We start from the raw sequence: 25,338 nt of genomic DNA, 5'->3' as shown, positions 1-25,338 counted from the left end.
AAGACTGCCCAGATGAACTCGCAGCCCATGCCCCGGCCGGAGACGTCGGGCACCCCCACGTCCCCCGCCGCGGGCACGCGGCTCGACCCTTGGCTCGACGCCTACGCCGACCGCACGCACGGCATGCGCGCCTCCGAGATCCGCGCGCTGTTCGCGGTCGCGAACCGGCCCGAGGTCGTCTCGCTCGCGGGCGGCATGCCGTTCCTCGACGGGCTCCCGCTCGACTCGCTCGCCCAGGTCGCCGCGCAGGTCGTCGCGCAACGCGGCCTGCAGGCCCTGCAGTACGGCTCCGGCCAGGGCGACGAGACCCTGCGGGAGCAGATCCTCGAGGTCATGGCACTCGAGTCGATCAGTGCCCACCCCGACGACGTCGTCGTCACCACCGGCTCGCAGCAGGCGCTCGACCTCGTCACGCGCGTGTTCATCAACCCCGGCGACGTCGTCGTCGCGGAGGCCCCGTCCTACGTCGGGGCGCTCGGCGTGTTCCGCGCCTACCAGGCCGACGTCGTGCACGTGCCGATCGACGAGCACGGGCTCATCCCCGCCGCGCTCGAGGAGACGCTGACCGCGCTGGCTGCCGCCGGCCGGCAGACGAAGTTCCTCTACACCGTGCCGAACTTCCACAACCCCGCCGGCGTCTCCCTCGCCCTGGAGCGGCGGCCGCAGATCCTCGAGATCGCCCGCCGGCACGGCGTCCTCGTCCTCGAGGACAACCCGTACGGCCTGCTGGGCTTCGACCGCGACCCGTGGCCCGCGCTGCGCTCGTACGACGAGGACGGCGTCATCTACCTCGGCTCGTTCTCCAAGACGTTCGCCCCCGGCTACCGCGTCGGCTGGGCCGTCGCGCCGCACGCCGTCCGCGAGAAGCTCGTCCTCGCGTCCGAGTCGGCCATCCTGTGCCCGTCCAACGCGTCGCAGATCGCGATCTCGTCGTACCTGGCGACCTGCGACTGGCGGTCGCAGGTGAAGAGCTACCGCGAGCTCTACCGCGAACGCCGCGACGCCATGGTCGGCGCCCTCTCCGAGCACCTGCCCGAGGCGTCCTGGAACGTGCCCGACGGCGGCTTCTACACCTGGGTGCGGCTTCCCGAGGGGCTCGACGCGAAGGACATGCTCCCCCGCGCCGTGACCGCCCGCGTCGCGTACGTGCCCGGCACCGCGTTCTACTTCGACGGCACCGGCCGCGACCACATGCGTCTGTCGTTCTGCTATCCCACGCCGGAGCGGATCCGCGAGGGCGTGCGCCGCCTCGCATCGGTCGTCTCCGGCGAGCGCGAGCTCGTCGAGATGTTCGGCACCGGAGGCGACGAGCCCGCAGACGACGTCGTCTCGCCCGCGCCCGACGTCGTGTGACGCAGCCTCCCGCACCTTCTCGTCCCCGGAGCACGCAACCGTGACCTCGTCGTCCCCGACCTCGCCCACCCTGTCCGCCCCGCTCGTGCCCGGCGCTTCCGGCGCACCGCGCGTCGCCGTCCTCGCCGGTGGACTGTCGCACGAGCGTGACGTGTCGATCCGCTCCGGCCGGCGCGTCGCCGAGGCCCTGCGCTCCGCCGGCGTCGACGTGAGCCTGCACGACGTCGACGCCGACCTCGTACCCGCGCTCACCGAGCTCGCACCCGACCTCGTGTGGCCCGTGCTGCACGGCGCCAGCGGCGAGGACGGCTCCGTGCGGGACGTCGTCCAGCTCCTCGGGCTGCGCCTGCTCGGCACCGGTCCGCGCGCCAGCCGCGTCGCGTGGAGCAAGCCCATCGCCAAGACGGTCGTGTCCCGCGCCGGCATCGTGACGCCCGAGTTCGTGACCCTCCCGCAGTCGCTGTTCCGCGAGCTCGGAGCCGGACGCGTGCTGGACGCCATCGTCACCCGACTCGGCCTGCCCGTCGTCGTGAAGCCGTCCCGCGGCGGCTCCGCCCTGGGCGTCTCCGTGGTCCGCACCGCCGACGAGCTGCCCCGCGCGATGGTCGAGTGCTTCGCCTACGGCGACACCGCCCTCATCGAGCGCGCCGTCGACGGCGTCGAGGTCGCGGTGTCCGTCGTCGACCTCGGCGACGGACCGGCGGCGCTGCCGCCCATCGAGATCGTCACCGACGGGCCCTACGACTACGACGCGCGCTACAACCCCGGTCGCGTCGAGTACTTCGCGCCCGCACGCCTGGCTCCGGAGACGCGCGCCGCCGTCGAGGACGTCGCCATCACCGCACACCGCGCTCTCGGCCTCGCGCGCCTGTCGCGCGCCGACCTCATCGTCGACGAGGAGGGCGTCGTGCACTTCCTCGAGGTGAACGTCACTCCTGGGATGACCGAGACTTCCCTGTTGCCGCAGGCAGCGGAGGCCGCCGGGCACAACCTCTCGACCTTGTACCGGTCGCTCGTGGAGGCGTCCCTCGCCGCCGAGCCGACCGGCCTGGAGGGCGTCCAGGCGCTCTGAGCGCCCCCGCCACGCGCGGGCGCACCGCAGAACGGTCTCCGGGTCGCGGGATCACCACCCACGACCCGGAGCCGAACCTCAGCCCTTCAGCAGACCCGGGTCATCCGGAGCCAGCGTCGCGAGGATCCGGTTGAGGTCCTGCACCGACGCGAACTCGACCGTCAGCCGGCCGCGCGACTTGCCGAGCTGCACCTTCACACGCGTGTCGAGCCGGTCCGAGAGCCGCGTCGCGAGCTCGTCGAGCGCCTCGTTCCGCTGACCGGCCCGCGGCGCCGCGCGGCGGGCGCCGGGAGCGGCCTCGTCGCCACCGAGCGAGACGATCTCCTCCACCGCACGCACCGACAGGCCCTCGGCCACGATCCGCTGCGCCAGACGCTCGATCGCCGCACCGTCCGCAAGACCCAGCAGCGCACGCGCGTGCCCCGCGGAGAGCACCCCCGCCGCGACGCGGCGCTGCACGAGCGGCGGCAGCTTCAGCAGACGCAGGGTGTTCGAGATCTGCGGCCGCGAGCGGTGGATGCGCGTCGCGAGCTCCTCGTGCGTGCACCCGAAGTCGTCCAGCAGCTGCTGGTAGGCGGCCGCCTCCTCGAGCGGGTTGAGCTGCGAGCGGTGGAGGTTCTCCAGCAGCGCGTCGCGCAGCAGGTCCCCGTCCTCCGTCTCACGGATGATGGCCGGGATCGTGTCCAGGCCCGCCGCCTGCGTCGCGCGCCAGCGACGCTCGCCCATGATGAGCTCGTAGCCCTCGTCGACCTGCCGCACGACGACGGGCTGCAGCACGCCGATCTCGCGGATCGAGCCGACCAGCTCGTCGAGCGCCTCCTCCTCGAAGACCGTGCGCGGCTGCTTCGGGTTGGGTCGGATCGACCCCACCGGCAGCTCCGCGAACCGCGCACCCGGGACGGGCACGAGCCCGTCCAGGTCCTCGACGACCGCCGGCGCGACCGTGGAGGTGGGGGCGTCGACGGCCGCAGCAGCGCTCTCGGACGCCACCGTGCCGTTCGTCGCGGCCGTGCCGTTCGTCGCCGCCGAGGAGTCCTGCACAGGCGCGGTCGCCACCCCGGTCGCCGCATCGGCCGGCACGTCGACCGGCACAGCGGTCGTCGCGGGGGCGTCCGTCGCGGGGGCAGCGCCGTCGATCACCGCGGTCGTCGTCGCCGCGCCCGGCTCGGCGTGCTGGTCCCCGAGGTCCGGGAAGAAGACGTCGACCGGACGGTCCTTGGCCGGGCGCTGGCCGTCGAGCCCAGCCGGAATCAGCGCACCCAGGCCGCGGCCCAGTCCGCGTCGCTTCTCGCTCATCGGTCCTCCTCCGTGCCGCTCGCCGCGGTCACGCTGGTCGGTGTGGTGGGGGTGCCGGCCGCCGCGCCTCGCTCGGCGATCTCTCGTGCCGCCTCGAGGTACGCGAGGGCGCCCGACGAGCCGGCGTCGTAGGTCATGACGGTCTGGCCGTAGCTCGGTGCCTCGGAGATCCGGACCGAACGCGGCACGGTGGTCCGCAGCGTGCGGTCCGGGAAGTGCTCACGGACCTCGGCGGCGACCTGCTGCGCGAGGTTCGTGCGTGCGTCGTACATCGTGAGCAGGATCGTGGAGACGTGCAGGTCCGGGTTCAGGTGCGCCTGGATCAGCTGGATCGTCTTGAGCAGCTGGCTCAATCCTTCGAGCGCGTAGTACTCGCACTGGATCGGGATCAGCACCTCGCGCGCCACGACGAACGCGTTCACCGTGAGCAGGCCCAGGCTCGGCGGGCAGTCGACGAACACGTAGTCGATGCGCTCCATGCCGTTGTCGACGCGCCACTGCAGGTACGTGTCGAGCGCGCTGCGCAGGCGCGTCTCCCGCGCCACCATCGACACGAGCTCGATCTCCGCGCCCGAGAGGTCGATCGTCGCGGGCAGGCACCAGAGGTTCGGGACGTCCGGGCTCTCCTGCACGGCCTCGGCGATGGGCGCGCCCTCGACCAGCACCTCGTAGATGGAGGGCGTCCCCGCGCGGTGCTCGATGCCCAGAGCGGTCGACGCGTTCCCCTGCGGGTCGTTGTCGAGGACGAGCACGTTGAGCCCCGACTGCGCGAGGGCGGCAGCGAGGTTCACGGTGGTCGTCGTCTTTCCGACGCCACCCTTCTGGTTCGCGACGGTCACCACGCGCGTCTCCGCGGGCCGCGGGAACTGCCGCCCCCGCAGCTCGATGCGCCGACGCGCGTCCAGCTGGAGCTCGGCCATCAGCGGGGTGTCGGGCGTCGCGGCCGGAAGGCTCTGGACGAGGGCGGCGCGGCGCTGCTCCTCGGGGTCCAGGTCGGCCAGCGGCGCGGGCGCCTCCGGCTGGGCGAGCGACTCCCGCTCCGCCGTTCCACGTGAAACGGCGTCCTGGGAGCCGAGGGTCGAGACGTTCTCCACGGCGTCAGCCGCTCCGTTCAGGTGGTCGTCGACGCTGTGCTCCAGCGCCGGGGTCTCGGGCCCCGTGGCCAGGGCGTCGTGGACATCGACGCTCTCGACCAGCTCGCCCGTCGTGCTCTCCCCCTGGCCCGGGATTCCCCAGGTCGCCGCCCACGTGGCCGCGCGCCCCTCTCCCCCGACGACATCGCCGTCGCCGTCGTGCTGCGCACCGCCCTGACTCGCCCCGCTGTCCGGGTTCTGTGTGTCGTCGACGCTCGGCGCGTGGCTCTCGCTCGGCGCGTGGTCCTCGCTCGGCGCGTGGCTCTCGCTCGGCGCGTGGTCCTCGCTCGGTGCGTGGCTCTCGCTCGGTGCGTGATGCTCGATCGCCGCGGCAGGCTGCTCGGGCCGGTCGACGGCGGGCGCGACGGTCGGTGCGGCGACGGCCTCGTGCCCCCAGGAGACGCCGGCCGTCCCGGGGCCGGGCGCGCCGTTGGCCGACGAGAAGGTGTCGGGTGCTGGGGTCCCCTGTGCCGGAGGAGCCTCGACCACCTCGGGGGTCGCCTCAGCGGGCTCCGGCTCGATCGGGGTTGCGGGCCATGTCGCGGTCACGGGGACCGGCTGGGGCGCGCGCCCCTGCTTACGCCTTCCGAACACTCTTCCGCCCTTCGTGCACGGCGACGACGACGCGGGTCGGCTCGACGCCGTCCAGCGTGCTCACCTCGTGCAGCTCCACGGCCCCGACGTGCGCTCGACGCGCCGCGCGGCGACCGTTCTCGATCTCTTCCGCGGCACGGGCGCCCTTGAGGGCCACGAGCGTGCCACCGGGTCGGATGAGCGGCGTCGCCCATCCGTACAGCTTCTCCATCGCGGCGACTGCGCGGGTCGTCACGGCATCGACCTGCAGGTCGAGTGCCTCCTGCGCTCGCGCGCGCCGGACCTCGGCGTTCGAGAGATCCAGCCGGTCGACGACCTCGCCCAGCCAGTCGGTCCGTCGCTCCATCGGCTCCAGAAGCACGACGTGCGCATCGGGCAGCATCGCCGCGACGACCACGCCGGGAAGTCCCGCACCACTCCCCAGGTCGACGATGGACCCGTCCTTCGGAAGGAACGGGACTGCCGCGGCGGAGTTCAGCAGGTGCCGCTCCCAGAGCCGCGCCACCTCGCGTGGCCCGATGAGCCCGCGCAGCACCCCCTGTTCGGTCAGCATGGCGTGGAACGCGCTGACCTGCTCCCAAGCCGCCCCGAAGAACTCCGAGAGCCGCGGGTCGCCCTCCAGGGTGTCCCGGTCGTCCGAGGGATCGTCGGTCTCGTGGAGCTCAGCCGCGTCGTTGCTGCCCATCACGACGCCACCTCTCGTTCCACGTGAAACCTCCCGCTGCCGGACGCGCGCGGACCGCCGCGCGACAACCCACCGTACCGGCTTGACGACCCCCGCCGGACGCGGCGCACCCCGATGTGCACAACCTCTCGCACGCGAGTTTCGCCTTGGTCACACAGGTCGGTCCCCTCGGTTTCTCCTAGCGCTCCTCACGGTGCGCCGCGAGCGTCACAGCAACGGTCCCGACCGCCGCGCCACACCGCGCGCGGCCGCTCGCCGGCACGAGCGCCCACTCGGGGCGCGAGGCCTGCGGCGCTCTGGTCTGCGGCCCAGTCCGCGGTCGATCACGCACCTACGCTGCCAGCCGCGGCCTCTGCACGTACCTCCTCCCTGGGCGTCGGGCAACGGGGCATCGGGCCTGCGGTACGCCTGCGCTTCCCACGCCGGTCCCCCCTAGCGTCCGCACACCACTCACACCGCCCCGACCCGCTCCTATGCGAGCCAGCGCCAGCGCCACACCTCTGGCCCCGACGTCCGCCCACGACGCGCCCGCCTGTCCCGAGCGGAGCGGGCTCAGACCATGTCGCCTCCCGGGCCCTGCCCGACACCGCGAGCCCCATCCGTTCTCGTTCACGCGTCTCGGTGCGCTCGGCAGCGCGGGGCTCGACACTCCCCAGGTCGCGGGCGCTTGCCTCCCGCCCGGTCCTCCTCCGTCGTCCCGCATCCGTCCGAGCGGTCTCCGACGCCCTCCGTGCCGCGACCGTTCCACGTGAAACACGACCATCTGGCGTGCCGACTCATCCGCGGCATCACGCTCTCCGCATTCGACGCGGGTCGTGCATGCACGCGTTCCGCGATCGCAGCTCAATTGGTCGAGCAAAGAGCTCGGTCCGTGGCCATGCCCTCGGTCCGGGCTGCACCCGCCAGAGGATCCGGGGCCGCTGCGTCGTCCAGCTCGCCGACCGCCGCTCCGCACAGGCCGTAGCCTGGCGCCGCTCACGCTGAGCCCAGCCGCGGCCCTCGCCGACCCTGGCTCCATCGCAGCCGCTCGCTCCTCGCCCCAAGCGGGCGGGTGCCCCATGTTTCACGTGGAACTGGCGCGACTCCGTGCAGAGCGAGTCCGTCGCGGAGAGCCACTATCGTCGGCGCCGACCTGCAGAACTGAGCACGCGCAGGATGGCACGTCCAGCGGCTACTGAGGTCGCCGTCCCCGTCCCCTCATCCTGGAAGCGGGTCGGTGGGCAGGTCTGCACCGGCGGCGCAGCGGTGCACCGCCTCGCACGCGCCGCGACGTGCCGATCGGCGCCGACTCACGTCGTCCTCATCCTCTGCGGCGCGAGGCGAGGTGCGCGACCATCCCGTTTCACGTGGAACACCGGTGGCGGCATGAGGACGGGTGCGCGTCGGTACGCTTCGCGCCGATCTCGCCCCGGCACACGAGCACTACCTCGCTACCGCCGGCTGGACGTGCCATTCCATCGATACGCGGCCGTGCTGTCAGGGCATGTTGCCCCCGGTTCGGTCCGTGCCCTCCCTGGCGACGTGCCGTGGCACCCGGTCCCCACTGCCCGGGACGGAGAGCTGGCCGCGACCTGGGACGCCCGGTGTGTCGCAGCGCTGCGCGACACTGGACTGGGCGGACTGCGCGACTGGCAGAACCGCGCGGCTCGCCCGGCCGGGCGCCATGCCCGCGGGTCGTCTCGGCACCTGCTTCTGCGGCGGGCGCGGTTCCACGTGAAACCGGAAGGCGCATCGTACGGACGACGGGACGGGCTGGTATGCGTTCGTGCCGACACCGGCGCCACCCGGCGCCGAACTGCGGTGTCCTCGTAGCGCCGGTCCGGAACCCTTCTGCGCCTTGAGATCCGGCGCGGATCGACCACAGGCCGGGAGTCGGGCGCCAAGGAATGTATGAACGGACGAGGTGGCTGGCGGAGAGCTCCGGGCGCAGGCGGACCGCAGCCGAGCGCCGCGTCGCTCGCCGAGCGCAGAGCAGCACCTCGATGCCCGGCGGTCCTCGGACCCCTCCGGGGTGCGCCAGGCCCTGCAATGGAGCCCGTCTGCGCGCGGCCATCGGCTGCAACGAAGCGCGCGCCTGCAGCACCGAGCCTGTTGAAGACGCCCGATGGCAGCGGTGTCGGAGGCCAACTCCCGCGCGCAGAGCCACCGTGGAGCGAGTTGCCTCACTCAAGCCGGGCGTCGCGAGCGAGGGTCTCCGGCGCGGGCGCGACCCTGTCGGGCCGTGTCCCTCACTCGTCCCACGCCTCACGGCCCTGGGACAGGCCCGCCGCGCCTCGTCAGTGGCGCAGCAACATGTCCCTCGTCGGGCCGCCATCGGCTGAACTCCAGGCCCCTGTTCGGGTTCCTGCTGCCCGCACGCAGCGCGCACACGCGGGGCCTCACTGAGGTCGTGGAGCCCGAGTCTCCCCGGACACCGCTGACGTTTCACGTGGAACGAGGCGCGCTCGGTCTCCGGGACCTCGGAGGCCGGCATGGCGTCCCGTTCAGGTTGTCGGGACCTCGACCGCCTCCAGGGGAGTCCGGCGTACCGGGTTGGGCCGTAACACGAGCAGCAACTGACTCTCTGCGCGTCGCCGGCGTGACGTACTTGGGTCCGCGTCTCACCGCCCGATGAGCAGACCCACCTCGCGGCCGCACGTCGCCTCGACGGGAACGACGCCGACGTGGCGGCACGCGCCACCCTGCCCCTCCGGGCACCGCAGGCCCCGGGCGGACCACACGCCCACCCTTCGGCGACACCTCAGGCCCCGCCGGATGTGACGACCCCGATGGTCACTTCCGGTCCGCCCTCGTTCCAAACTCGCGAATGCGACTCGGCCTCGGCCGGCCAGCGCGTGCTCACGTCACTCGACCCGCACCGGTAGTCCATGCGGCTCGCGGTGCTGGAGCGCTCATGGAACCGCACGAGCCCTCGGGCTGGCGACGGCCGGATGCGCCAGCTGAGCAGCGGGTGCAAGGCTCCGGGCACGGAAGGTCGCCCGCAGGTGATCCCACGCCTGGCACGCATCGGACGCACCGAAACAGACATCTGCTGCCAGAACGGGCGCTGATCACGCCGCAAACGAGCTCGCGCGCGAAGACTCTCCGAGCCTCCTGGCGCAGACATACAAGTCCCCAACCTTGTGTCCGCCTCGTCCGAATAGGCCGTATGTGCGACGGGGGCGGGTGCGCATGGACACCTCGTGAGCGGTGCCGGTGCGCGGAGGAGAGAGTTGGTCACGAGCAGCGGGGGCCCGCTCGGGCGCGGAGTCCTCGGCGTCAGGTGGGCGATCGCGCCCCGCACCACACCGAGATGGACGCAAAGGGTCAGAGCCGATTGGAGTATTGGGCGGTCCGCGACGAGTCGTCGCGGTTCCGCCGAGCGGGGGGAATCCGCTTGGTCACAGCGCGCGCTCCTCTGAGGACGGCGGGAGGTCGGGACACGGTGAGTGGTTCCACGTGAAACCGCGGGGCTTCCTCGGGCGAGCCTCGACGCTCGCTTCTCCGCCCGGTCGGTCGCGGTCGGCGCATCCGCTCCGCGCGTGCTGGGACCTCGGGTGGCATGCGCGCTCGACGATGGGCGTAACTGAGGGGGCGCCACTCGGCCCGTGCGCCGTCGTCTTGGACGACTCGCCCCCCTCGGGGATCAGTCAGCGCTGGCGGGAGTAGCGCAGGACTCCCTCCGTGGCGCGCAGCGGAACAGGACTTGAACGTCGAATGGACTTCGCCGCGTCTGCCCGACCGTGCGCAGTCCCGCACGGCAGTCGAGCTCGGCTGGCCGCCCGGCACTGCGCCATCGCGCGACTCGGCCGGACGCCAGCTGCATCATGGGCAAGGGACAGGGGACGCTGTTTCACGTGGAACGGTGTGGCTGGCCGCGCAGGAGCGCCACGCGCTGAGACATGACGGACGGGGTGGCTCCCCCGTGGGAACCACCCCGTTCGTCGTGAGTGCGGCGGCGGTCAGGCCGGGCGGACCACCACGTAGCGGTTGGGCTCGACGCCCTCGGAGTCGCTGGCCAAGCCGGCAGCGGCCACGGCGTCGTGCACGACCTTGCGCTCGAAGGGGTTCATCGCCTCGAGGGAGACCGGCTCGCCGCTCGCCTTCACGCGAGCGACGGCCTCGTTCGCGACCTCGGCCAGGGCCGCGCGACGCCCGGCGCGGTACCCCGCGACGTCGAGCATGAGGCGGCTGCGCTCCCCGGTCTTGGCCTGGACGGCCAGGCGGGTGAGCTCCTGGAGCGCGTCGAGCACCTCTCCGTCGCGTCCGGCGAGCCGGCGCAGCGAGCGGTCCTCGGGGTCCTCGGAGACGATCTCGACCGCGGCGCGGCCATGGTCGACGTCGATGTCGATGTCGCCGTCCAGGTCCGCGATGTCGAGGAGCTCCTCGAGGTAGTCGGCCGCGATCTCGCCCTCCTCCTCGAGGCGCGTCGTCGCTCCGGTGTCGGCGTCGTTCTGAGTCGTCATGGGGTCTCCGTTCGAAGAGCTACCGAGGTCCGCGTACGAGACGCGGTCAGTTCTTGGGGCGCGGCTTCTTGCTGCTCTGGCCAGCGTTCTTGGGCGGGGGGCCGCCCGCCTTCTTCGGCGTCACTCCCCCGCTCTTGGGCTTCGCCTTGGTGACGGGCGCGTCGGTCACGGGCGCGTCGGTGACCGGAGCGTCGGTGACCGGAGCGTCAGTGACCGGAGCGTCGCTCACGGGCGCGTCCTGCACGTCGGAGGCGGACGTGCCTGCCGCACGAGCGGTCGGCTTCTGCCGGTCCTTGCGCTTCGGCTGCTGGCGCTGCCCGCGCGGCTTCTCGTCGACGACGGTCGCGGGAACCTCGATGACCGGACCCTTGCCCTTGCGGGCACGCCGCTCGAGCATGAGGCGCTCGGCCTCGGAGCCCGGCGCCGGCATGCGGCGGATCGTGTAGAACTGCTGGCCCATGGACCAGAGGTTCGTGGTCGTCCAGTAGACGAGGACACCGATCGGGAAGTTCACGCCCGAGAACGCGAAGATCAGCGGCAGGACGTAGAGGAGCACCTTCTGCTGCTGCGCCATGGGGCCCTCGAGGGCCGACGGCGGCATGTTCTTGCGCGTGAGCTGGCGCTGCGTGAAGAACGTGGTCGCGGACATCGCGACGATCAGCAGGACCGTGACGAGCTGGATGTGGATGTCTCCGTTGGCCTGCATGAACGTGCCGGACAGCGGGGCACCGAAGATCGTGGCGGACTCGGCGGACGACGCGAGGTCCTGCGTCATCGGGCCGATGGAGTCACCGCGCGGGTACGTGCCCTCGGACAGAGGCTTGAGGGAGTTGAGGACGCGGAACAGCGCGAAGAAGATCGGCGACTGCAGCAGGATCGGCAGGCAGGACGCGAACGGGTTGGTGCCGTGCTTGCGGTAGAGCTCCATCGTCTCGCGGCTCATCGCCTCGCGGGACGCGGGATCCGTCTTCCCCTTGTACTTCTTCTGGATGGCCTGCATCTCGGGCGCGAGCAGCTGCATGCCGCGCGAGGCCTTGATCTGCTTGAAGAACAGCGGGATCAGCAGGATCCGGATCACGACGACGAGGCCGACGATGGACAGCGTCCAGGCCAGCCCGCCGTCCTCGTCCAGGCCCATGGCCTTGAACAGCGAGTGGAACTGGACCATGATCCAGGCCACCGCGACCATGATCGGGTTCAGCAGTCCGTCGAACCAACCCATGAGGGCAGAGCTCCTGTCGGGGTGTCAGTGGGCGCCGTGCGCCACGTGAAGTCGGCTCGACGGGCGTGCGGGAGGCACGTCGTCGACACCGCCGGGCGTCCAGGGGTGGCAGCGCAGCAGCCGTCGGCCGGCGAGCCAGGTCCCGCGCGCAGCGCCGTGGCGACGGATCGCGATCACGGCGTACTGGGAGCAGGACGGGTAGTACCGGCAGGTGGGCGGGGTCAGCGGCGACACCACGTGCTGGTACAACCAGAGAAGACCGAGAAGTACACGTCCGGGCGCGCGGAGCAGCCAGACCAGGACGGAACGCACGATGCTCATCGCGCCGCCTCCGCGCGGCGCACCGCGGTCCGCAGCGCGCCGTCCAGGTCCGATCCGAGCCGGCCGTACGTGGCGTCCGCCGCCGCCACCTGAGCGCGGACGACGAGCGACGCGGACGCCGGCAGCGAGGTGAGCCGCTCCCCCACGAGCGCCCGCAGGCGCCGCTTGACGCGGTTGCGCACGACCGCGTTGCCCACGGCCTTGGACACGACGAAACCGACCACCGGGCCGTCAGGCCCGGGGTCGGTTCGCGTCGTCAGATGCACCACCAACGTCTCCCGACCGCCTCGCGCACCGCGTCGCACCGCCTGCTCGAAGTCGGCGGAGTGACGCATCCGGTGCGCGGCGGGCAGCACCGACGCTGGGGTCAGGCCGAGAGCTCGGCGCGACCCTTGCGCCGACGAGCGGCGAGGATCGCGCGGCCCGCGCGGGTCCGCATGCGCAGACGGAAGCCGTGCGTCTTGGCGCGGCGCCGGTTGTTCGGCTGGAACGTGCGCTTGCTCACGAGAGTTCTCCCACTGGTCCATCGGATGGGCGCGCGGAACGCGCGACCAAGACTGTCTGCCGGGCTCGACTGCTCCTCAGGGACACGCACATGCGTGCGTGCGGCGTCTGGGCGCGCCAGCAGGAGCCATCAAAAGGCTGCACAACGGTACGCCGGGAGGCTCGGAGCGGTCAAATGCCGACGCCGAGGAAGCCGCACGTCGGCGGCTCGGCACCGAGGGCGGGTTGTGGCATCGACCACGCGTGGGCGGGGGAAGGACCGAGCCACCGGTGCTCGGCCGCTTGACGTACGAGCCCCTGACCTGCGGACGTACGGACGACGAACGCGGCGGGTCCCGCTCGGAAGCGGCATTCCTCACCCTCTCGGGCACTGCCCTCGGGCGGTTGCCAACACTAGCATCGACCCTCGTCGTTCCCTGTGGACGACACGATCCTCACCCCCAGGTGCGCCGGACGGCCGCGGTTCGACGAGGAACCGCGTCGTCATGCGGATCTCGGCCGCCGGACGGCCTCGACAACCCCCGTCGAGCGCGGCGCACAGGTGTGGACAACTGTGTGGACAGCCGAGCTCCGTGCGAGACTCGCTGGTCGAACGGACGAGACGACTCGAGGTAGGACGTGGCACAGGACGAAGAGCTCACTCGAGTCTGGGGTCACGTCGTGACGACGCTCGAGGCCAGCCCGGACATCACGCAGCGCCAGCTGGCGTTCGTCCGGCTCGCGCAGCCTCTCGGCCTGCTCGACGGCACGCTGATCCTCGCGGTCGGCAACGAGTACACCAAGGAGTACCTCGAGACGAAGGTGCGCACCGAGGTCACGGATGCGCTGACCGACGCGCTCGGCCGGGACGGTCGGTTCGCGATCACGGTCGACCCGCAGCTCGTCGACGACGCGCCCCCCGCGGTCCGCGCGATGACGACGGCGCCGTCCGTCGGCTTCACGACGAGCCCGCCCGAGCCGCCCCGGGGCGAGCACCCGGCCGGGGGTCCCGAGCTCGAGGCCGACACGCACGCGCCCGCTCCCCTGGCCGTCGCCGACTCCCACCCGCGCGCGCACGAGCTGCCCGAGCAGCGCGACGAGCCCCGCCGCGAGATCCCGTCGACCCGCCGGCAGGCAGCGGAGCCCGCGCGCCTCAACCCGAACTACCTGTTCGAGACGTTCGTCATCGGCTCGTCCAACCGGTTCGCGCACGCCGCCGCGGTCGCGGTGGCCGAGGCGCCGGCGAAGGCGTACAACCCGCTGTTCATCTACGGCGACTCCGGGCTGGGCAAGACCCACCTGCTGCACGCGATCGGTCACTACGCGCAGAACCTCTACCCGAGCGTGCGGGTGCGGTACGTGAACTCCGAGGAGTTCACGAACGACTTCATCAACTCGATCTCGGAGGGCAAGGCGGGCGCGTTCCAGCGCCGCTACCGCGAGGTCGACGTGCTCCTCATCGACGACATCCAGTTCCTGCAGGGCAAGGAACAGACGATGGAGGAGTTCTTCCACACGTTCAACACGCTGCACAACGCGAACAAGCAGGTCGTGATCACGTCGGACCTGCCGCCGAAGCAGCTGAACGGCTTCGAGGACCGGATGCGTTCCCGCTTCGAGTGGGGCCTGATCACGGACGTGCAGCCGCCGGACCTCGAGACGCGCATCGCGATCCTGCGCAAGAAGGCCGGCGGGGACAACATGCAGGCGCCGCCGGACGTGCTGGAGTACATCGCGTCCAAGATCTCGACGAACATCCGCGAGCTCGAGGGTGCGCTGATCCGCGTCACGGCGTTCGCGAGCCTGAACCGCCAGCAGGTGGACCTGTCGCTCGCCGAGATCGTGCTCAAGGACCTCATCACCGACGACCAGACGACGGAGATCACCGCGACGCAGGTGATCGGGCAGACCGCGGCGTACTTCGGGCTGACGATCGACGACCTGTGCGGCTCGTCGCGCTCGCGCGTGCTGGTGACGGCCCGCCAGATCGCGATGTACCTGTGCCGCGAGCTCACGGACCTGTCGCTGCCGAAGATCGGCCAGGCGTTCGGCGGTCGTGACCACACGACGGTGATGCACGCGAACCGCAAGATCCGCGAGCTCATGGCGGAGCGCCGCTCGATCTACAACCAGGTCACGGAGCTCACGAACCGCATCAAGCAGCAGAGCCGCAGCTGACCGTCCGACGCCGCCCCCAGGCGAGGCGCTGCCGGCCTGGTGGGAGACGCGTCACACCTGTGGATGCACAGGTTTTTCCACAAGGCTGCCCACGGACCTGTGGACTATGTGCAGAACGTCACCCGATCGGCCGCGGGGCACTCTGACCGCTTCGCGAACAACGCGCTGACCTGGGTGTTTGCCATCCGCGACAGATCCCATCACCGAGCTCGGCACGAGAACGGGACAGATTCGGACATCTCGGGAGCCTCCGGCCCCCACCTTCATCCCCAGATGGAGACATGCATGGGACGAATACACACACCTGTGAACAGTCCTGTGGACAACGGTGGACGACGAGCCCTGTCATGTGGACGGCCGGGGACGCCACGGTGGACGACGAGCGACAGGAAATCGACCGTGCACCCTCGCCCACAGCCCGGGCCTCGTCGTCCACACGCCGGCTGCACACGGCCGTCGGCGACGCGACCTGCGACGACACCCGGTTGTCCACACCGTGCACAAGGGCGATGACGACGACGACAGATTCCTACGCAGAGGATCCACACACCTTCGCTGCGTGCACGGCGGCCGCCTCGCGCGACGCGCGACGACCGCCGACCAGGACGGACGAGGACGACGACGACCTCCGCCCGGCGAATGACACGAACGGCGGGACTCCCCGCGTCGGACCACTCGCGTAGTGTTCGCGTGACGACTGAGCAGTGAGAACGACGAGAGGTTGTGATCCATGAGGTTCCGGGTCGAGCGGGACGTTCTCGCCGAGGCCGTCACCTGGACGGCGCGCAGCTTGCCGACCCGTCCTCCGGTGCCGGTCCTGGCGGGCGTGCGCATCGAGGCCGACGCGACCGGTGTCATCCAGCTCTCGAGCTTCGACTACGAGGTGTCCGCACGCTCGCAGATCCCCGCGGACGTCTCCGAGCCGGGCACGGTCCTGGTGTCGGGTCGTCTGCTGGCGGAGATCTCGCGTGCGCTGCCCGACAAGCCGGTCGACGTGACGCTCGACGGCACGAAGGTCGTCGTGACGTGTGGCGCGAGCCGCTTCACGCTCCTCACGATGCCCGTCGAGGACTACCCGAACCTCCCGGTGATGCCGCCGGTGACGGGCACGGTCGACGGTGACGCCCTGACGCACGCGGTCGCGCAGGTGTCGGTCGCGGCGAGCCGCGACGACACGCTCCCGCTGCTCACGGGTGTGCGCGTGGAGATCGAGGGCGAGAAGGTCACGCTCCTGGCGACGGACCGCTACCGCCTCGCGCTGCGCGAGCTCACGTGGACGCCGGCGTCGCCGGACATCTCGACGGTCGCGCTCGTGCGCGCCCGCACCCTGTCGGACGCCGCGAAGTCCCTGGGCAGCGCCGGCTCCGTCACGGTGAGCCTGTCGACGGGTGCGGGCGTGGACCTGATCGGCTTCGAGGCCGGCGGCCGCCAGAGCACGAGCCTGCTCGTCGACGGCGACTACCCGCCCGTGCGCCGGCTGTTCCCCGACGAGACGCCCATCCACGCGGTCGTCGCGACGTCCCCGCTGGTGGAGGCGGCGAAGCGTGTCGCGCTCGTCGCGGAGCGCAACACCCCGATCCGTCTGTCGTTCTCGCAGGGCCAGGTCGTGCTCGACGCGGGTCAGGGCGACGACGCGCAGGCGTCGGAGGCGCTCGAGGCGACGCTCGACGGCGAGGACATCTCGGTGGCGTTCAACCCGCAGTTCCTGGCCGACGGCCTGGGCGCGCTCGACACCCCGTTCGTGCGGATGTCGTTCACGCACCCGAACAAGCCGGTCGAGTTCACGGGTCAGGGCTCGCTCGAGGGCGAGGACGACAAGACGTACCGCTACCTGCTGGTGCCGATCCGCTTCGCGAGCTGACGACCCGGGGCGCGGCGGGTGGCCCGCGGCGGAGCGAGGGAAGGACGAGCGTCATGAGGATCGGTCTGGTCGGGCTGGGCAAGATGGGCGCGAACATGCGCGAGCGCATCCGCCGGTCCGGGATCGAGGTCGTCGGGTACGACCGCAATCCCGACGTCACGGACGTGCCGTCGCTCGAGGCGCTGGTCGAGGCGCTGCCCGCGGGCGAGCGCGTCGTGTGGGTCATGGTCCCGTCGGGCGCGGTCACGGACGCGGTGATCCACGACCTCGCGGGTCTGCTGACGGCGGGTGACCTGGTCATCGACGGCGGGAACTCGTACTACCAGGACGACGAGCCGCACGCGGCGCTGCTGCGCGAGCACGGCATCGGGTTCGTCGACGCGGGGGTCTCGGGCGGTGTGTGGGGACTGGAGAACGGGTACGGCCTCATGGTCGGCGGTGATGCCGAGCTCGTGGAGCGCGCGATGCCGGTGTTCGACGCGCTGCGGCCGGAGGGCGAGCGCGCGGACGGGTTCGTGCACGCCGGCACGGTCGGCGCGGGGCACTACTCGAAGATGGTGCACAACGGCATCGAGTACGGCCTGATGCAGGCGTACGCCGAGGGCTACGAGCTGCTCGCGGCGAAGGACCTGGTCACGGACGTGCACGGGACGATGCGCGCGTGGACCCAGGGCACGGTCGTGCGGTCCTGGCTGCTCGAGCTCCTCGTGCGGGCGCTCGAGCAGGACCCGGGCCTCGCGGCGATCGACGACTGGGTCGAGGACTCGGGCGAGGGCCGGTGGACGGTCGACGAGGCGATCGACCTCGCGGTGCCGGCACCGGTGATCTCGGCCGCGCTGTTCGCCCGGTTCGCGTCCCGCCAGGGCGAGTCCCCGGCCATGAAGGCCGTCGCGGCGCTGCGTCAGCAGTTCGGCGGCCACGCGGTCAAGCCCGCCCCGCCCGCCTGACCCGCGCCCCACCCGAGATCCGGACCCGAAGACACCGCCGTGCACGTCGCCCACCTGCAGCTCACCGACTTCCGGTCCTACGCGCACGCCGACGTCGAGCTCGACCCGGGCATCACGGCGTTCGTCGGCCCGAACGGCCAGGGCAAGACGAACCTCGTCGAGGCGATCGGGTACGTCGCGACGCTCGGCAGCCACCGTGTCCCGACGGACGCGGCGCTGATCCGTGCTGGTCAGCAGCGTGCGGTCGTGGGGGCCAAGGTGGTGCGTGAGCTCGAGCCGGGGCGGCCGCGCGCGACGGTCGTCGAGGTCGAGATCACGGCGGGCAAGGCGAACCGGGCGCGCGTCAACGGCGGGAGCCCGGTCCGGGCGCGTGACGTGCTGGGCATCCTGCACACGGTGCTGTTCGCGCCGGAGGACCTCGCGCTCGTCAAGGGCGACCCGGACGGCCGCCGGCGGTTCCTCGACGCGCTGCTCGTGCAGCTCGCGCCGCGCACGGCGGCGACGGTCGCGGACTACGAGCGCGTGCTGCGGCAGCGTTCGGCGCTGCTGAAGTCGGCGGGTGCGGCGGCGCGGTCGCGGCAGGGCGGTGCGGACCTGCGCACGCTGGACGTGTGGGACGGCAAGCTCGCGCAGCTGGGTGCGCAGATCGTCGTGGAGCGTCGCCGGCTCGTCGCGCAGCTCGCGCCGCACGTCGCCGCCGCGTACGAGCAGGTCAGCGCGGGGCAGGGCGCGGCGCGCATCGCGTACAAGGCGTCGCTCGACGGTGCGCTGGAGCAGGCGACGAGCCCGGCCGGCTCGACGAGCACCGACGACGCACCCGTCGAGCTGGTCGAGGCGCAGCTCCTGGAGGCGATGGGTCGCCTGCGCCCCAAGGAGATCGAGCGCGGCGTGTGCCTCGTCGGACCGCACCGCGACGACCTGGTGCTCACGCTCGCGGACCTGCCGGCGAAGGGGTACGCGAGCCACGGCGAGTCCTGGTCGTTCGCGCTCGCGCTGCGCCTCGCGTCGTGGCGCGTGCTCACGGCGGGCGGGCTGCAGGGTGGACCGGACGACGAGCCGGTGCTCATCCTGGACGACGTGTTCGCCGAGCTCGACGCCCGCCGCCGTGAGCGGCTCGCGGAGCTCGTCGCGCCCGCGCGTCAGGTGCTCATCACGGCGGCGGTCGCGGCGGACGTGCCGGAGCCGCTGGCCGGCGGCCGCGTCGACGTCATGGCGGGCGAGGTCTCGCGTGTCCTCTGACCAGGCGGGACGCACGACGAGCGCGCGCCCGGGTGCGAGCACCGGGACCGGTACGCATGCGCTGCGCGACCTCGTCGAGCTCACGCCCGAGCGCCAGGTCGCGGCCGCGGCGCTGGGCCGCGCGAAGGAGAGCGCTCGACGACGCGGCCTGCGCCCGGGTGACGCGCCGCGCGGTCGTCGTGAGGTGCAGCTCGGCGACGCGCGGCCGGGCGGGCGTGACCCGCGCACGGTCGGCGAGGCGCTCGACCAGCTGATCGGCCAGCTCGCGTGGTCGCCGGGGGTCACGGCGGGCACGATCCAGGCGCGGTGGGCCGAGATCCTGGGCGAGGAGGTCGCGTCCCACACGCAGTACGTGTCGTTCGACGGCGGCGTGCTGACGATGCGGGCGGACTCGACGGCGTGGGCGACGAACCTGCGCTGGGCGGTGCCGACGATGCTGCGTACGCTTGCGGAGGCGGTCGGCGAGGGCGCCGTCGTCGAGATCGAGGTGCAGGGCCCGGGCGGTCCGGGGTTCGGGCGGGGCCCGCGCAGCGTCAAGGGCCGGGGCGTGCGCGACACGTACGGGTGAGCGCGCACACGCGGATTCCGGACCTTCACGGAACCCGCCGGGCGTCGGGGGGCCTTTCAGCGGGGTCCAGGCCTGTGGTGCGGGTAGACTTCTAGGGTCATTCCTGGCGCCCTGGTGCCCGGAACTCCAGCGTCACGGAGTGATCTGCCCTCCTCGCGGTCGGGCGGCCCGCTCCGGCGCGTTTCGCAGATCTCGAGGAGCACCCCCGCCCGTGGCCGAGCAGCCCAGCCCCAAGCCCGAGTCCGGCGGCAGCTACGACGCCGACGCGATCACCGTCCTCGAAGGCCTGGAGGCGGTCCGCAAGCGCCCCGGCATGTACATCGGGTCGACCGGTGAGCGCGGACTGCACCACCTGGTCTACGAGATCGTCGACAACTCCGTCGACGAGGCGCTCGCCGGGTACTGCGACCACATCGAGGTGACGCTCCTGGCCGACGGCGGCGTGCGTGTCGTCGACAACGGCCGTGGCATCCCGGTGGCGATCCACCCGACCGAGGGCAAGCCGACGCTCGAGGTCGTCATGACGATCCTGCACGCGGGCGGCAAGTTCGGCGGCGGCGGCTACGCGGTCTCGGGCGGTCTGCACGGCGTCGGCGTGTCCGTGGTGAACGCGCTGTCCAGGCGCGTGGAGTCGGTCGTCAAGCGTGACGGCTTCACGTGGGAGATGGACTTCGAGAACGGCGGGCACCCCGTCGGCGGCATCCGCAAGGGCGAGCCGACCGACGCGACGGGCACGCAGCAGACGTTCTGGGCGGACGACACGATCTTCGAGACCGTCGACTACGACTTCGAGACGCTGCGCAGCCGGTTCCAGCAGATGGCGTTCCTCAACAAGGGCCTGCAGATCACGCTCACCGACGAGCGTCCGCGGCACCTGGGCACCGAGGACGAGGTCGCGGGCGAGGCCGACGCACCCGACACCGAGGACAAGCCGGCCGCGCGCACGGTCACGTACAGGTACGACGACGGCCTGCTCGACTACGTGAAGCACCTGAACTCGGCGAAGAAGGTCGAGCTCGTGCACCCGGAGGTCATCGACTTCGAGTCGGAGGACACCGAGAAGCGGATCTCGGTGGAGATCGCGATGCAGTGGACGACGGCCTACTCGGAGTCGGTCCACACGTACGCGAACACGATCTCGACGACCGAGGGCGGCACGCACGAGGAGGGCTTCCGTGCGGCGATGACGAGCCTCATCAACCGCTACGCGCGCGAGAAGAACCTGCTGAAGGACAAGGACGACAACCTCACGGGCGACGACATCCGCGAGGGCCTGACGGCCGTCATCTCCGTGAAGCTCGGCGAGCCGCAGTTCGAGGGCCAGACGAAGACGAAGCTCGGCAACACCGAGGCGAAGACGTTCGTGCAGCGCGTGGTCAACGAGCAGCTCGGCGACTGGCTGGACTCGCACCCGAACGAGGCGCGCGACGTCATCCGCAAGTCGATCCAGGCCGCGGCCGCGCGCATGGCGGCCCGCAAGGCCCGTGAGGCGACGCGCCGCAAGGGTCTGCTCGAGTCGGGCGGCATGCCCGGCAAGCTCAAGGACTGCCAGTCGAACCGCCCGGAGGAGTGCGAGGTCTTCATCGTCGAGGGCGACTCGGCCGGTGGTTCGGCGGTGCGTGGGCGCAACCCGCGCACGCAGGCGATCCTGCCGATCCGCGGCAAGATCCTCAACGTCGAGCGCGCGCGGCTCGACCGGGCGCTGGGCAACCTCGAGGTGCAGGCGCTGATCACGGCGTTCGGCACGGGCATCGGCGAGGACTTCGACATCGCCAAGCTGCGGTACCACAAGATCGTCCTCATGGCCGACGCGGACGTCGACGGCCAGCACATCCGCACGCTGCTGCTGACGCTGCTGTTCCGGTACATGCCGGACCTCATCAAGAACGGCCACGTGTACATGGCCCAGCCGCCGCTGTACCGGATCAAGTGGTCGAACGCGGAGCACGACTACGTGTACTCGGACCGTGAGCGGGACGCGTTCATCGCCGAGGGTCAGGCCGCCGGCAAGCGGCTGCCGAAGGAGAACGCGATCCAGCGCTACAAGGGTCTCGGCGAGATGGACTACTCGGAGCTGTGGGAGACGACCATGTCGCCCGAGCACCGCACGCTGCTGCAGGTCACGCTGGACGAGGCCGCGGCCGCCGACGAGATCTTCTCGATCCTCATGGGGGAGGACGTCGAGGCTCGTCGTTCCTTCATCCAGCGCAACGCCAAGGATGTGCGGTTCCTCGACATCTGAGGAGTGAGCGAAGCGAGCCCCGCAAGATGTCGATACCGGCAGAGGCATCGACGAACGCAGCACTGACTTTCCGAGCTTGGCCCCCGTACCACCCGAAGGACTGACGTGACCGACATCCCGAACGACGACGGCATCGAGCACGGCCGGATCGACCAGGTCGACCTGCAGCTCGAGATGCAGCGGTCGTACCTGGACTACGCGATGGCGGTCATCGTCGGGCGCGCGCTGCCCGACGTGCGCGACGGCCTCAAGCCGGTGCACCGCCGCGTGCTGTACGCGATGTACGACGGCGGCTACCGCCCGGACCGCCAGTTCTCGAAGTGCAGCCGCGTCGTCGGCGACGTCATGGGCAAGTACCACCCGCACGGTGACGGCGCGATCTACGACGCGCTCGTCCGCCTGGTGCAGGACTGGTCGATGCGGTACCCGCTCGTCGCGGGCCAGGGGAACTTCGGCTCCCCCGGTGACGACCCGGCGGCCGCGCCCCGGTACACCGAGTGCAAGATGGCCCCGCTCGCCATGGAGATGGTGCGGGACATCGACGAGGACACGGTCGAGTTCGGCGACAACTACGACGGCCGCACGCAGGAGCCGCAGGTCCTGCCGGCCCGGTTCCCGAACCTGCTGGTCAACGGCTCGGCGGGCATCGCGGTCGGCATGGCGACGAACATCCCGCCGCACAACCTGCGCGAGGTCGCCGCGGGCGTGCAGTGGCACCTGGACCACCCGGACGCGAGCCGCGAGGAGCTGCTCGAGGCGCTGATGCAGCGCATCAAGGGCCCGGACTTCCCGACGTCGGCGACGATCCTCGGCCGCAAGGGCATCGAGGAGGCGTACCGCACGGGCCGTGGCTCGATCACGATGCGCGCGGTCGTGGAGGTCGAGGAGATCCAGGGCCGGATCTGCCTCGTCGTGACCGAGCTGCCGTACCAGGTGAACCCGGACGCGCTGGCGAAGAAGATCGCGGACCTGGTGCGCGAGAACCGCGTGGGCGGGATCGCGGACATCCGCGACGAGACGTCGGGCCGCACCGGCCAGCGCCTCGTGATCGTGCTGAAGCGCGACGCGGTCGCGAAGGTCGTGCTCAACAACCTGTACAAGCACACGCAGCTGCAGGACACGTTCGGCGCGAACATGCTCGCGCTCGTCGACGGGGTGCCGCGCACGCTGTCGATCGACGCGTTCGTGCGGCACTGGACGGCGCACCAGCTCGACGTGATCCGCCGGCGCACGGCGTACCGCCTGCGCAAGGCGGAGGAGCAGATCCACATCTACCGCGGCTACCTCAAGGCGCTCGACGCGCTCGACGAGGTCATCGCGCTGATCCGCCGCTCCCCCGACGCCGACGAGGCGCGCACGGGCCTCATGGAGCTGCTGGACGTCGACGAGATCCAGGCGAACGCGATCCTCAACCTGCAGCTGCGCCGCCTGGCCGCGCTGCAGCGCCAGGAGATCCTGGACCGGTACGCGGTGCTCGAGGCGGAGATCGCGGAGTACAACGCGATCCTGGCCTCGGAGCAGCGGCAGCGGGACATCGTGTCGACCGAGCTCGCGGAGATCGTCGACAAGTACGGCGACGAGCGCCGCACGCAGATCCTGCCGTTCGACGGCGAGGTGTCGGTCGAGGACCTCATCGCCGAGGAGGAGATGGTCGTCACGATCACCCGCGGCGGCTACGCCAAGCGCACGCGCAGCGACAACTACCGCGCGCAGCGTCGCGGCGGCAAGGGTGTCAAGGGCGCCCAGCTGCGCGAGGACGACATCGTCGACCACTTCTTCGTCACGACGACGCACCACTGGCTGCTGTTCTTCACGAACCTGGGGCGCGTGTACCGCGCGAAGGCGTACGAGCTGCCCGAGGGCGGCCGTGACGCGAAGGGTCAGCACGTCGCGAACCTGCTGGCGTTCCAGCCCGACGAGAAGATCGCGCAGGTCCTGGCGCTGCGCGACTACGAGCAGGCGGAGTACCTGGTGCTCGCGACCAAGCGCGGCCTGGTGAAGAAGACCCGCCTGACGGACTACGACTCGAACCGCTCCGGCGGCGTCATCGCGATCAACCTGCGCGAGGACGACGAGGGCCGGCCCGACGAGCTGGTGTCCGCGCGGCTGGTCGACGCGGACCAGGACATGATCCTGGTCTCGCGCCAGGGCCAGTCGATCCGGTTCACCGCCGACGACGAGCAGCTGCGCCCGATGGGCCGTGCGACCAGCGGTGTCACCGGCATGAAGTTCCGGGGCGACGACGAGCTGCTGGCCGCGGACGTGGTCCGCGAGGACGCGTTCCTGTTCACGGTCACGGAGGGCGGCATCGCCAAGCGCACCGCGCTGTCGGTGGAGAACTACCGCCAGCAGGGCCGCAACGGCTTCGGCATCCGGGTCGCGAACCTGCCCGAGCAGAACGGCGACCTCGTCGGCGCGCTCGTCGTCGACGGGAACGACGAGGTGCTGGTGATCATGGAACGCGGGAAGGTCGTGCGTTCCGCGGTCGCGGAGGTGCACGCCACGGGCCGCACGACGCAGGGCGTCATCTTCGCCAAGCCCGACTCGGGCGACCGGATCATCGCGGTCGCTCGCAACACCGAGCGCCAGGAGCAGGACGATGCCGGTACCGTGGTCGGCGAGAGCGACGCGTCCGGCGTCGCCACCGACCCTGACCCGGCGGCTGACCCGAGCGCGGCTGACGCGCCCGACACGCCCACGGAGGACGCATGACGGACCCCGCTCCCCCCTCGATCCCGCCCCGCAACCGCCCGAGCTCGTCGTCGTCGGCGCGCACGGTCGCGTCGCCCGGCGGCAGGGACTCGGGCGGGAACGGGCCGTCGCACGGCACGGCGGTCCGCCCGGACCCCGTGCCGACGCCCCCGCGGGACGACGAGCACGAGGCGCCCGACACCGAGCGCACCGATCACTCCGAGCGCACCGAGCACTCCGACTACGCCGCGCGCGTCGGCACGACGAGCGCGAGCCCGTCGGGCACGCAGCCGCACGACCCGCCCACCCCGCTCATGGCGGCCGTGGACAAGACCTCCGCCTGGCTCAAGAAGGCGGCCGGCGCCACGAGCGCCAAGATCTCCACGGCCACCCGGCCCCGGAACGAGGACCCCGCCATGACCACGACCCCCACGGCGCCGCCGGCGTCCGCGGGCGCGACCGGCACCAACCCGCCGTCGGTCCCGCCGCGCACGTCGACCACCGCCCCTGCGTCGGGCACGGCGGGCGCTCGTCCTGCCACCGGCCGGATCCCCACGGTCACCGCCGCGGGCGGTCCGCGCCGCGTGCGCCTGGCGATCTCCCGGATCGACCCGTGGTCGGTCATGAAGCTGTCGTTCCTGCTGTCCGTGGCGTTCGGCATCCTGCTCGTCGTGGCCGTCGCGGTGGTCTGGTACACGCTCAACGGCCTGCACGTGTTCACGAACATCAACGACCTGGTCACCCAGGTCACGGGGACCGAGTCGAACGTCGACGTGCTGCAGTACGTCGAGTTCAAGCGCGTGATCTCGGGTGCGACGCTCGTGGCCGTGGTCGACGTGTTCCTGCTGACCGCGCTCGCCACGATCGGCGCGTTCCTCTACAACATCGTCGCGGCGCTCGTCGGCGGGCTGCACGTGACGATGACCGACGAGTGACGCACGAGTGACCCACGAGGCACCTCGGCGGGCCGTCGCCGGTTTGGGCGGCGGGCCCGCGCTGGGGTAGTCT

Annotated in this window: 18 protein-coding genes; 10 read left to right on the top strand and 8 right to left on the bottom strand. The window is 71.6% G+C overall.

The window, feature by feature from the left end; all coding sequences use genetic code 11:
* Positions 1-12: 12 nt before the first annotated feature.
* Together F1D97_RS03425 and F1D97_RS03420 are read left to right on the top strand one after the other, a co-directional pair.
* On the top strand, positions 13-1,353 hold the full coding sequence (locus F1D97_RS03425; protein WP_236122325.1) for an aminotransferase-like domain-containing protein: 1,341 nt from the start codon (positions 13-15) through the stop codon (positions 1,351-1,353).
* 85 nt (positions 1,354-1,438) lie between these two features.
* Positions 1,439-2,425: a D-alanine--D-alanine ligase family protein gene (locus F1D97_RS03420; protein ID WP_236123470.1), complete on the top strand. Its 987-nt coding sequence runs from the start codon at positions 1,439-1,441 to the stop codon at positions 2,423-2,425.
* Positions 2,426-2,503: 78 nt separating this feature from the next.
* On the opposite strand, the gene F1D97_RS03415 is transcribed toward F1D97_RS03420, so the two are convergent.
* From F1D97_RS03415 to rpmH, 8 genes are all read right to left on the bottom strand, one after another.
* A complete protein-coding gene (locus F1D97_RS03415; protein ID WP_236122324.1) occupies positions 2,504-3,721 on the bottom strand; it encodes a ParB/RepB/Spo0J family partition protein in 1,218 nt (405 codons plus the stop codon).
* Positions 3,718-4,641, bottom strand: coding sequence for a ParA family protein (locus F1D97_RS03410; RefSeq protein WP_236123469.1), 924 nt, complete (start codon positions 4,639-4,641; stop codon positions 3,718-3,720). Before F1D97_RS03410 ends, F1D97_RS03415 begins: the two co-directional genes overlap by 4 nt.
* Before the next feature lie 790 nt (positions 4,642-5,431).
* Positions 5,432-6,133, bottom strand: a complete 702-nt coding sequence (rsmG, locus tag F1D97_RS03405; protein ID WP_236122323.1) for a 16S rRNA (guanine(527)-N(7))-methyltransferase RsmG — start codon at positions 6,131-6,133, stop codon at positions 5,432-5,434.
* A gap of 3,941 nt (positions 6,134-10,074) precedes the next feature.
* Complete coding sequence (locus F1D97_RS03400) at positions 10,075-10,578, bottom strand: Jag family protein (RefSeq protein WP_236122322.1); 504 nt, start codon at positions 10,576-10,578, stop codon at positions 10,075-10,077.
* A gap of 46 nt (positions 10,579-10,624) precedes the next feature.
* On the bottom strand, positions 10,625-11,800 hold the full coding sequence (gene yidC, locus F1D97_RS03395; protein WP_236122321.1) for a membrane protein insertase YidC: 1,176 nt from the start codon (positions 11,798-11,800) through the stop codon (positions 10,625-10,627).
* Between the two features lie 24 nt (positions 11,801-11,824).
* A complete protein-coding gene (yidD, locus tag F1D97_RS03390; RefSeq protein ID WP_236122320.1) occupies positions 11,825-12,121 on the bottom strand; it encodes a membrane protein insertion efficiency factor YidD in 297 nt (98 codons plus the stop codon).
* The gene (gene rnpA, locus F1D97_RS03385) at positions 12,118-12,477 is read right to left on the bottom strand and encodes a ribonuclease P protein component (protein ID WP_236122319.1); all 360 of its coding nucleotides are present in this window, start codon (positions 12,475-12,477) and stop codon (positions 12,118-12,120) included. The genes yidD and rnpA overlap by 4 nt, the downstream gene beginning before the upstream one ends.
* A gap of 11 nt (positions 12,478-12,488) precedes the next feature.
* Complete coding sequence (gene rpmH / locus F1D97_RS03380; protein WP_010849920.1) at positions 12,489-12,626, bottom strand: 50S ribosomal protein L34; 138 nt, start codon at positions 12,624-12,626, stop codon at positions 12,489-12,491.
* Between the two features lie 617 nt (positions 12,627-13,243).
* Here rpmH and dnaA point away from each other — a divergent pair.
* The 8 genes from dnaA (at position 13,244) to F1D97_RS03340 (ending at position 25,265) form a co-directional block, all read left to right on the top strand.
* Positions 13,244-14,782, top strand: coding sequence for a chromosomal replication initiator protein DnaA (gene dnaA / locus F1D97_RS03375; protein WP_236122318.1), 1,539 nt, complete (start codon positions 13,244-13,246; stop codon positions 14,780-14,782).
* A 730-nt stretch (positions 14,783-15,512) separates the two neighbouring features.
* Positions 15,513-16,643, top strand: coding sequence for a DNA polymerase III subunit beta (gene dnaN, locus F1D97_RS03370; protein WP_236122317.1), 1,131 nt, complete (start codon positions 15,513-15,515; stop codon positions 16,641-16,643).
* A gap of 53 nt (positions 16,644-16,696) precedes the next feature.
* The gene (gene gnd / locus F1D97_RS03365; RefSeq protein WP_236122316.1) at positions 16,697-17,590 is read left to right on the top strand and encodes a phosphogluconate dehydrogenase (NAD(+)-dependent, decarboxylating); all 894 of its coding nucleotides are present in this window, start codon (positions 16,697-16,699) and stop codon (positions 17,588-17,590) included.
* A gap of 39 nt (positions 17,591-17,629) precedes the next feature.
* Positions 17,630-18,829, top strand: a complete 1,200-nt coding sequence (recF, locus tag F1D97_RS03360; protein ID WP_236122315.1) for a DNA replication/repair protein RecF — start codon at positions 17,630-17,632, stop codon at positions 18,827-18,829.
* Positions 18,819-19,397 carry a DUF721 domain-containing protein gene (locus tag F1D97_RS03355; protein ID WP_236122314.1) on the top strand — a complete coding sequence of 193 codons (579 nt, stop codon included), beginning with the start codon at positions 18,819-18,821 and terminating at the stop codon, positions 19,395-19,397. The genes recF and F1D97_RS03355 overlap by 11 nt, the downstream gene beginning before the upstream one ends.
* Positions 19,398-19,608: 211 nt before the next feature.
* A complete protein-coding gene (gene gyrB / locus F1D97_RS03350; RefSeq protein ID WP_236122313.1) occupies positions 19,609-21,639 on the top strand; it encodes a DNA topoisomerase (ATP-hydrolyzing) subunit B in 2,031 nt (676 codons plus the stop codon).
* Between the two features lie 105 nt (positions 21,640-21,744).
* The gene (gyrA, locus tag F1D97_RS03345) at positions 21,745-24,351 is read left to right on the top strand and encodes a DNA gyrase subunit A (protein ID WP_236122312.1); all 2,607 of its coding nucleotides are present in this window, start codon (positions 21,745-21,747) and stop codon (positions 24,349-24,351) included.
* The gene (locus F1D97_RS03340) at positions 24,348-25,265 is read left to right on the top strand and encodes a DUF3566 domain-containing protein (RefSeq protein ID WP_236122311.1); all 918 of its coding nucleotides are present in this window, start codon (positions 24,348-24,350) and stop codon (positions 25,263-25,265) included. The genes gyrA and F1D97_RS03340 overlap by 4 nt, the downstream gene beginning before the upstream one ends.
* Positions 25,266-25,338 lie beyond the last annotated feature (73 nt).

The organism is Cellulomonas palmilytica, assembly GCF_021590045.1.
Taxonomy (GTDB): Bacteria; Actinomycetota; Actinomycetes; order Actinomycetales; family Cellulomonadaceae; genus Cellulomonas; species Cellulomonas palmilytica.
Note: the sequence above shows the minus strand (reverse complement) of the source record. Positions and strands in the feature narration are given on the sequence as shown.

Coding starts and splice junctions, on each gene's coding strand:
- F1D97_RS03425 (WP_236122325.1), top strand. CDS start 13: ATGAACTCGCAGCCCATGCCCCGGCCGGAGACGTCGGGCACCCCCACG.
- F1D97_RS03415 (WP_236122324.1), bottom strand. CDS start 3,721: ATGAGCGAGAAGCGACGCGGACTGGGCCGCGGCCTGGGTGCGCTGATT.
- F1D97_RS03410 (WP_236123469.1), bottom strand. CDS start 4,641: ATGGCCGAGCTCCAGCTGGACGCGCGTCGGCGCATCGAGCTGCGGGGG.
- rsmG (WP_236122323.1), bottom strand. CDS start 6,133: ATGGGCAGCAACGACGCGGCTGAGCTCCACGAGACCGACGATCCCTCG.
- F1D97_RS03400 (WP_236122322.1), bottom strand. CDS start 10,578: ATGACGACTCAGAACGACGCCGACACCGGAGCGACGACGCGCCTCGAG.
- yidC (WP_236122321.1), bottom strand. CDS start 11,800: ATGGGTTGGTTCGACGGACTGCTGAACCCGATCATGGTCGCGGTGGCC.
- yidD (WP_236122320.1), bottom strand. CDS start 12,121: ATGAGCATCGTGCGTTCCGTCCTGGTCTGGCTGCTCCGCGCGCCCGGA.
- dnaN (WP_236122317.1), top strand. CDS start 15,513: ATGAGGTTCCGGGTCGAGCGGGACGTTCTCGCCGAGGCCGTCACCTGG.
- gnd (WP_236122316.1), top strand. CDS start 16,697: ATGAGGATCGGTCTGGTCGGGCTGGGCAAGATGGGCGCGAACATGCGC.
- F1D97_RS03340 (WP_236122311.1), top strand. CDS start 24,348: ATGACGGACCCCGCTCCCCCCTCGATCCCGCCCCGCAACCGCCCGAGC.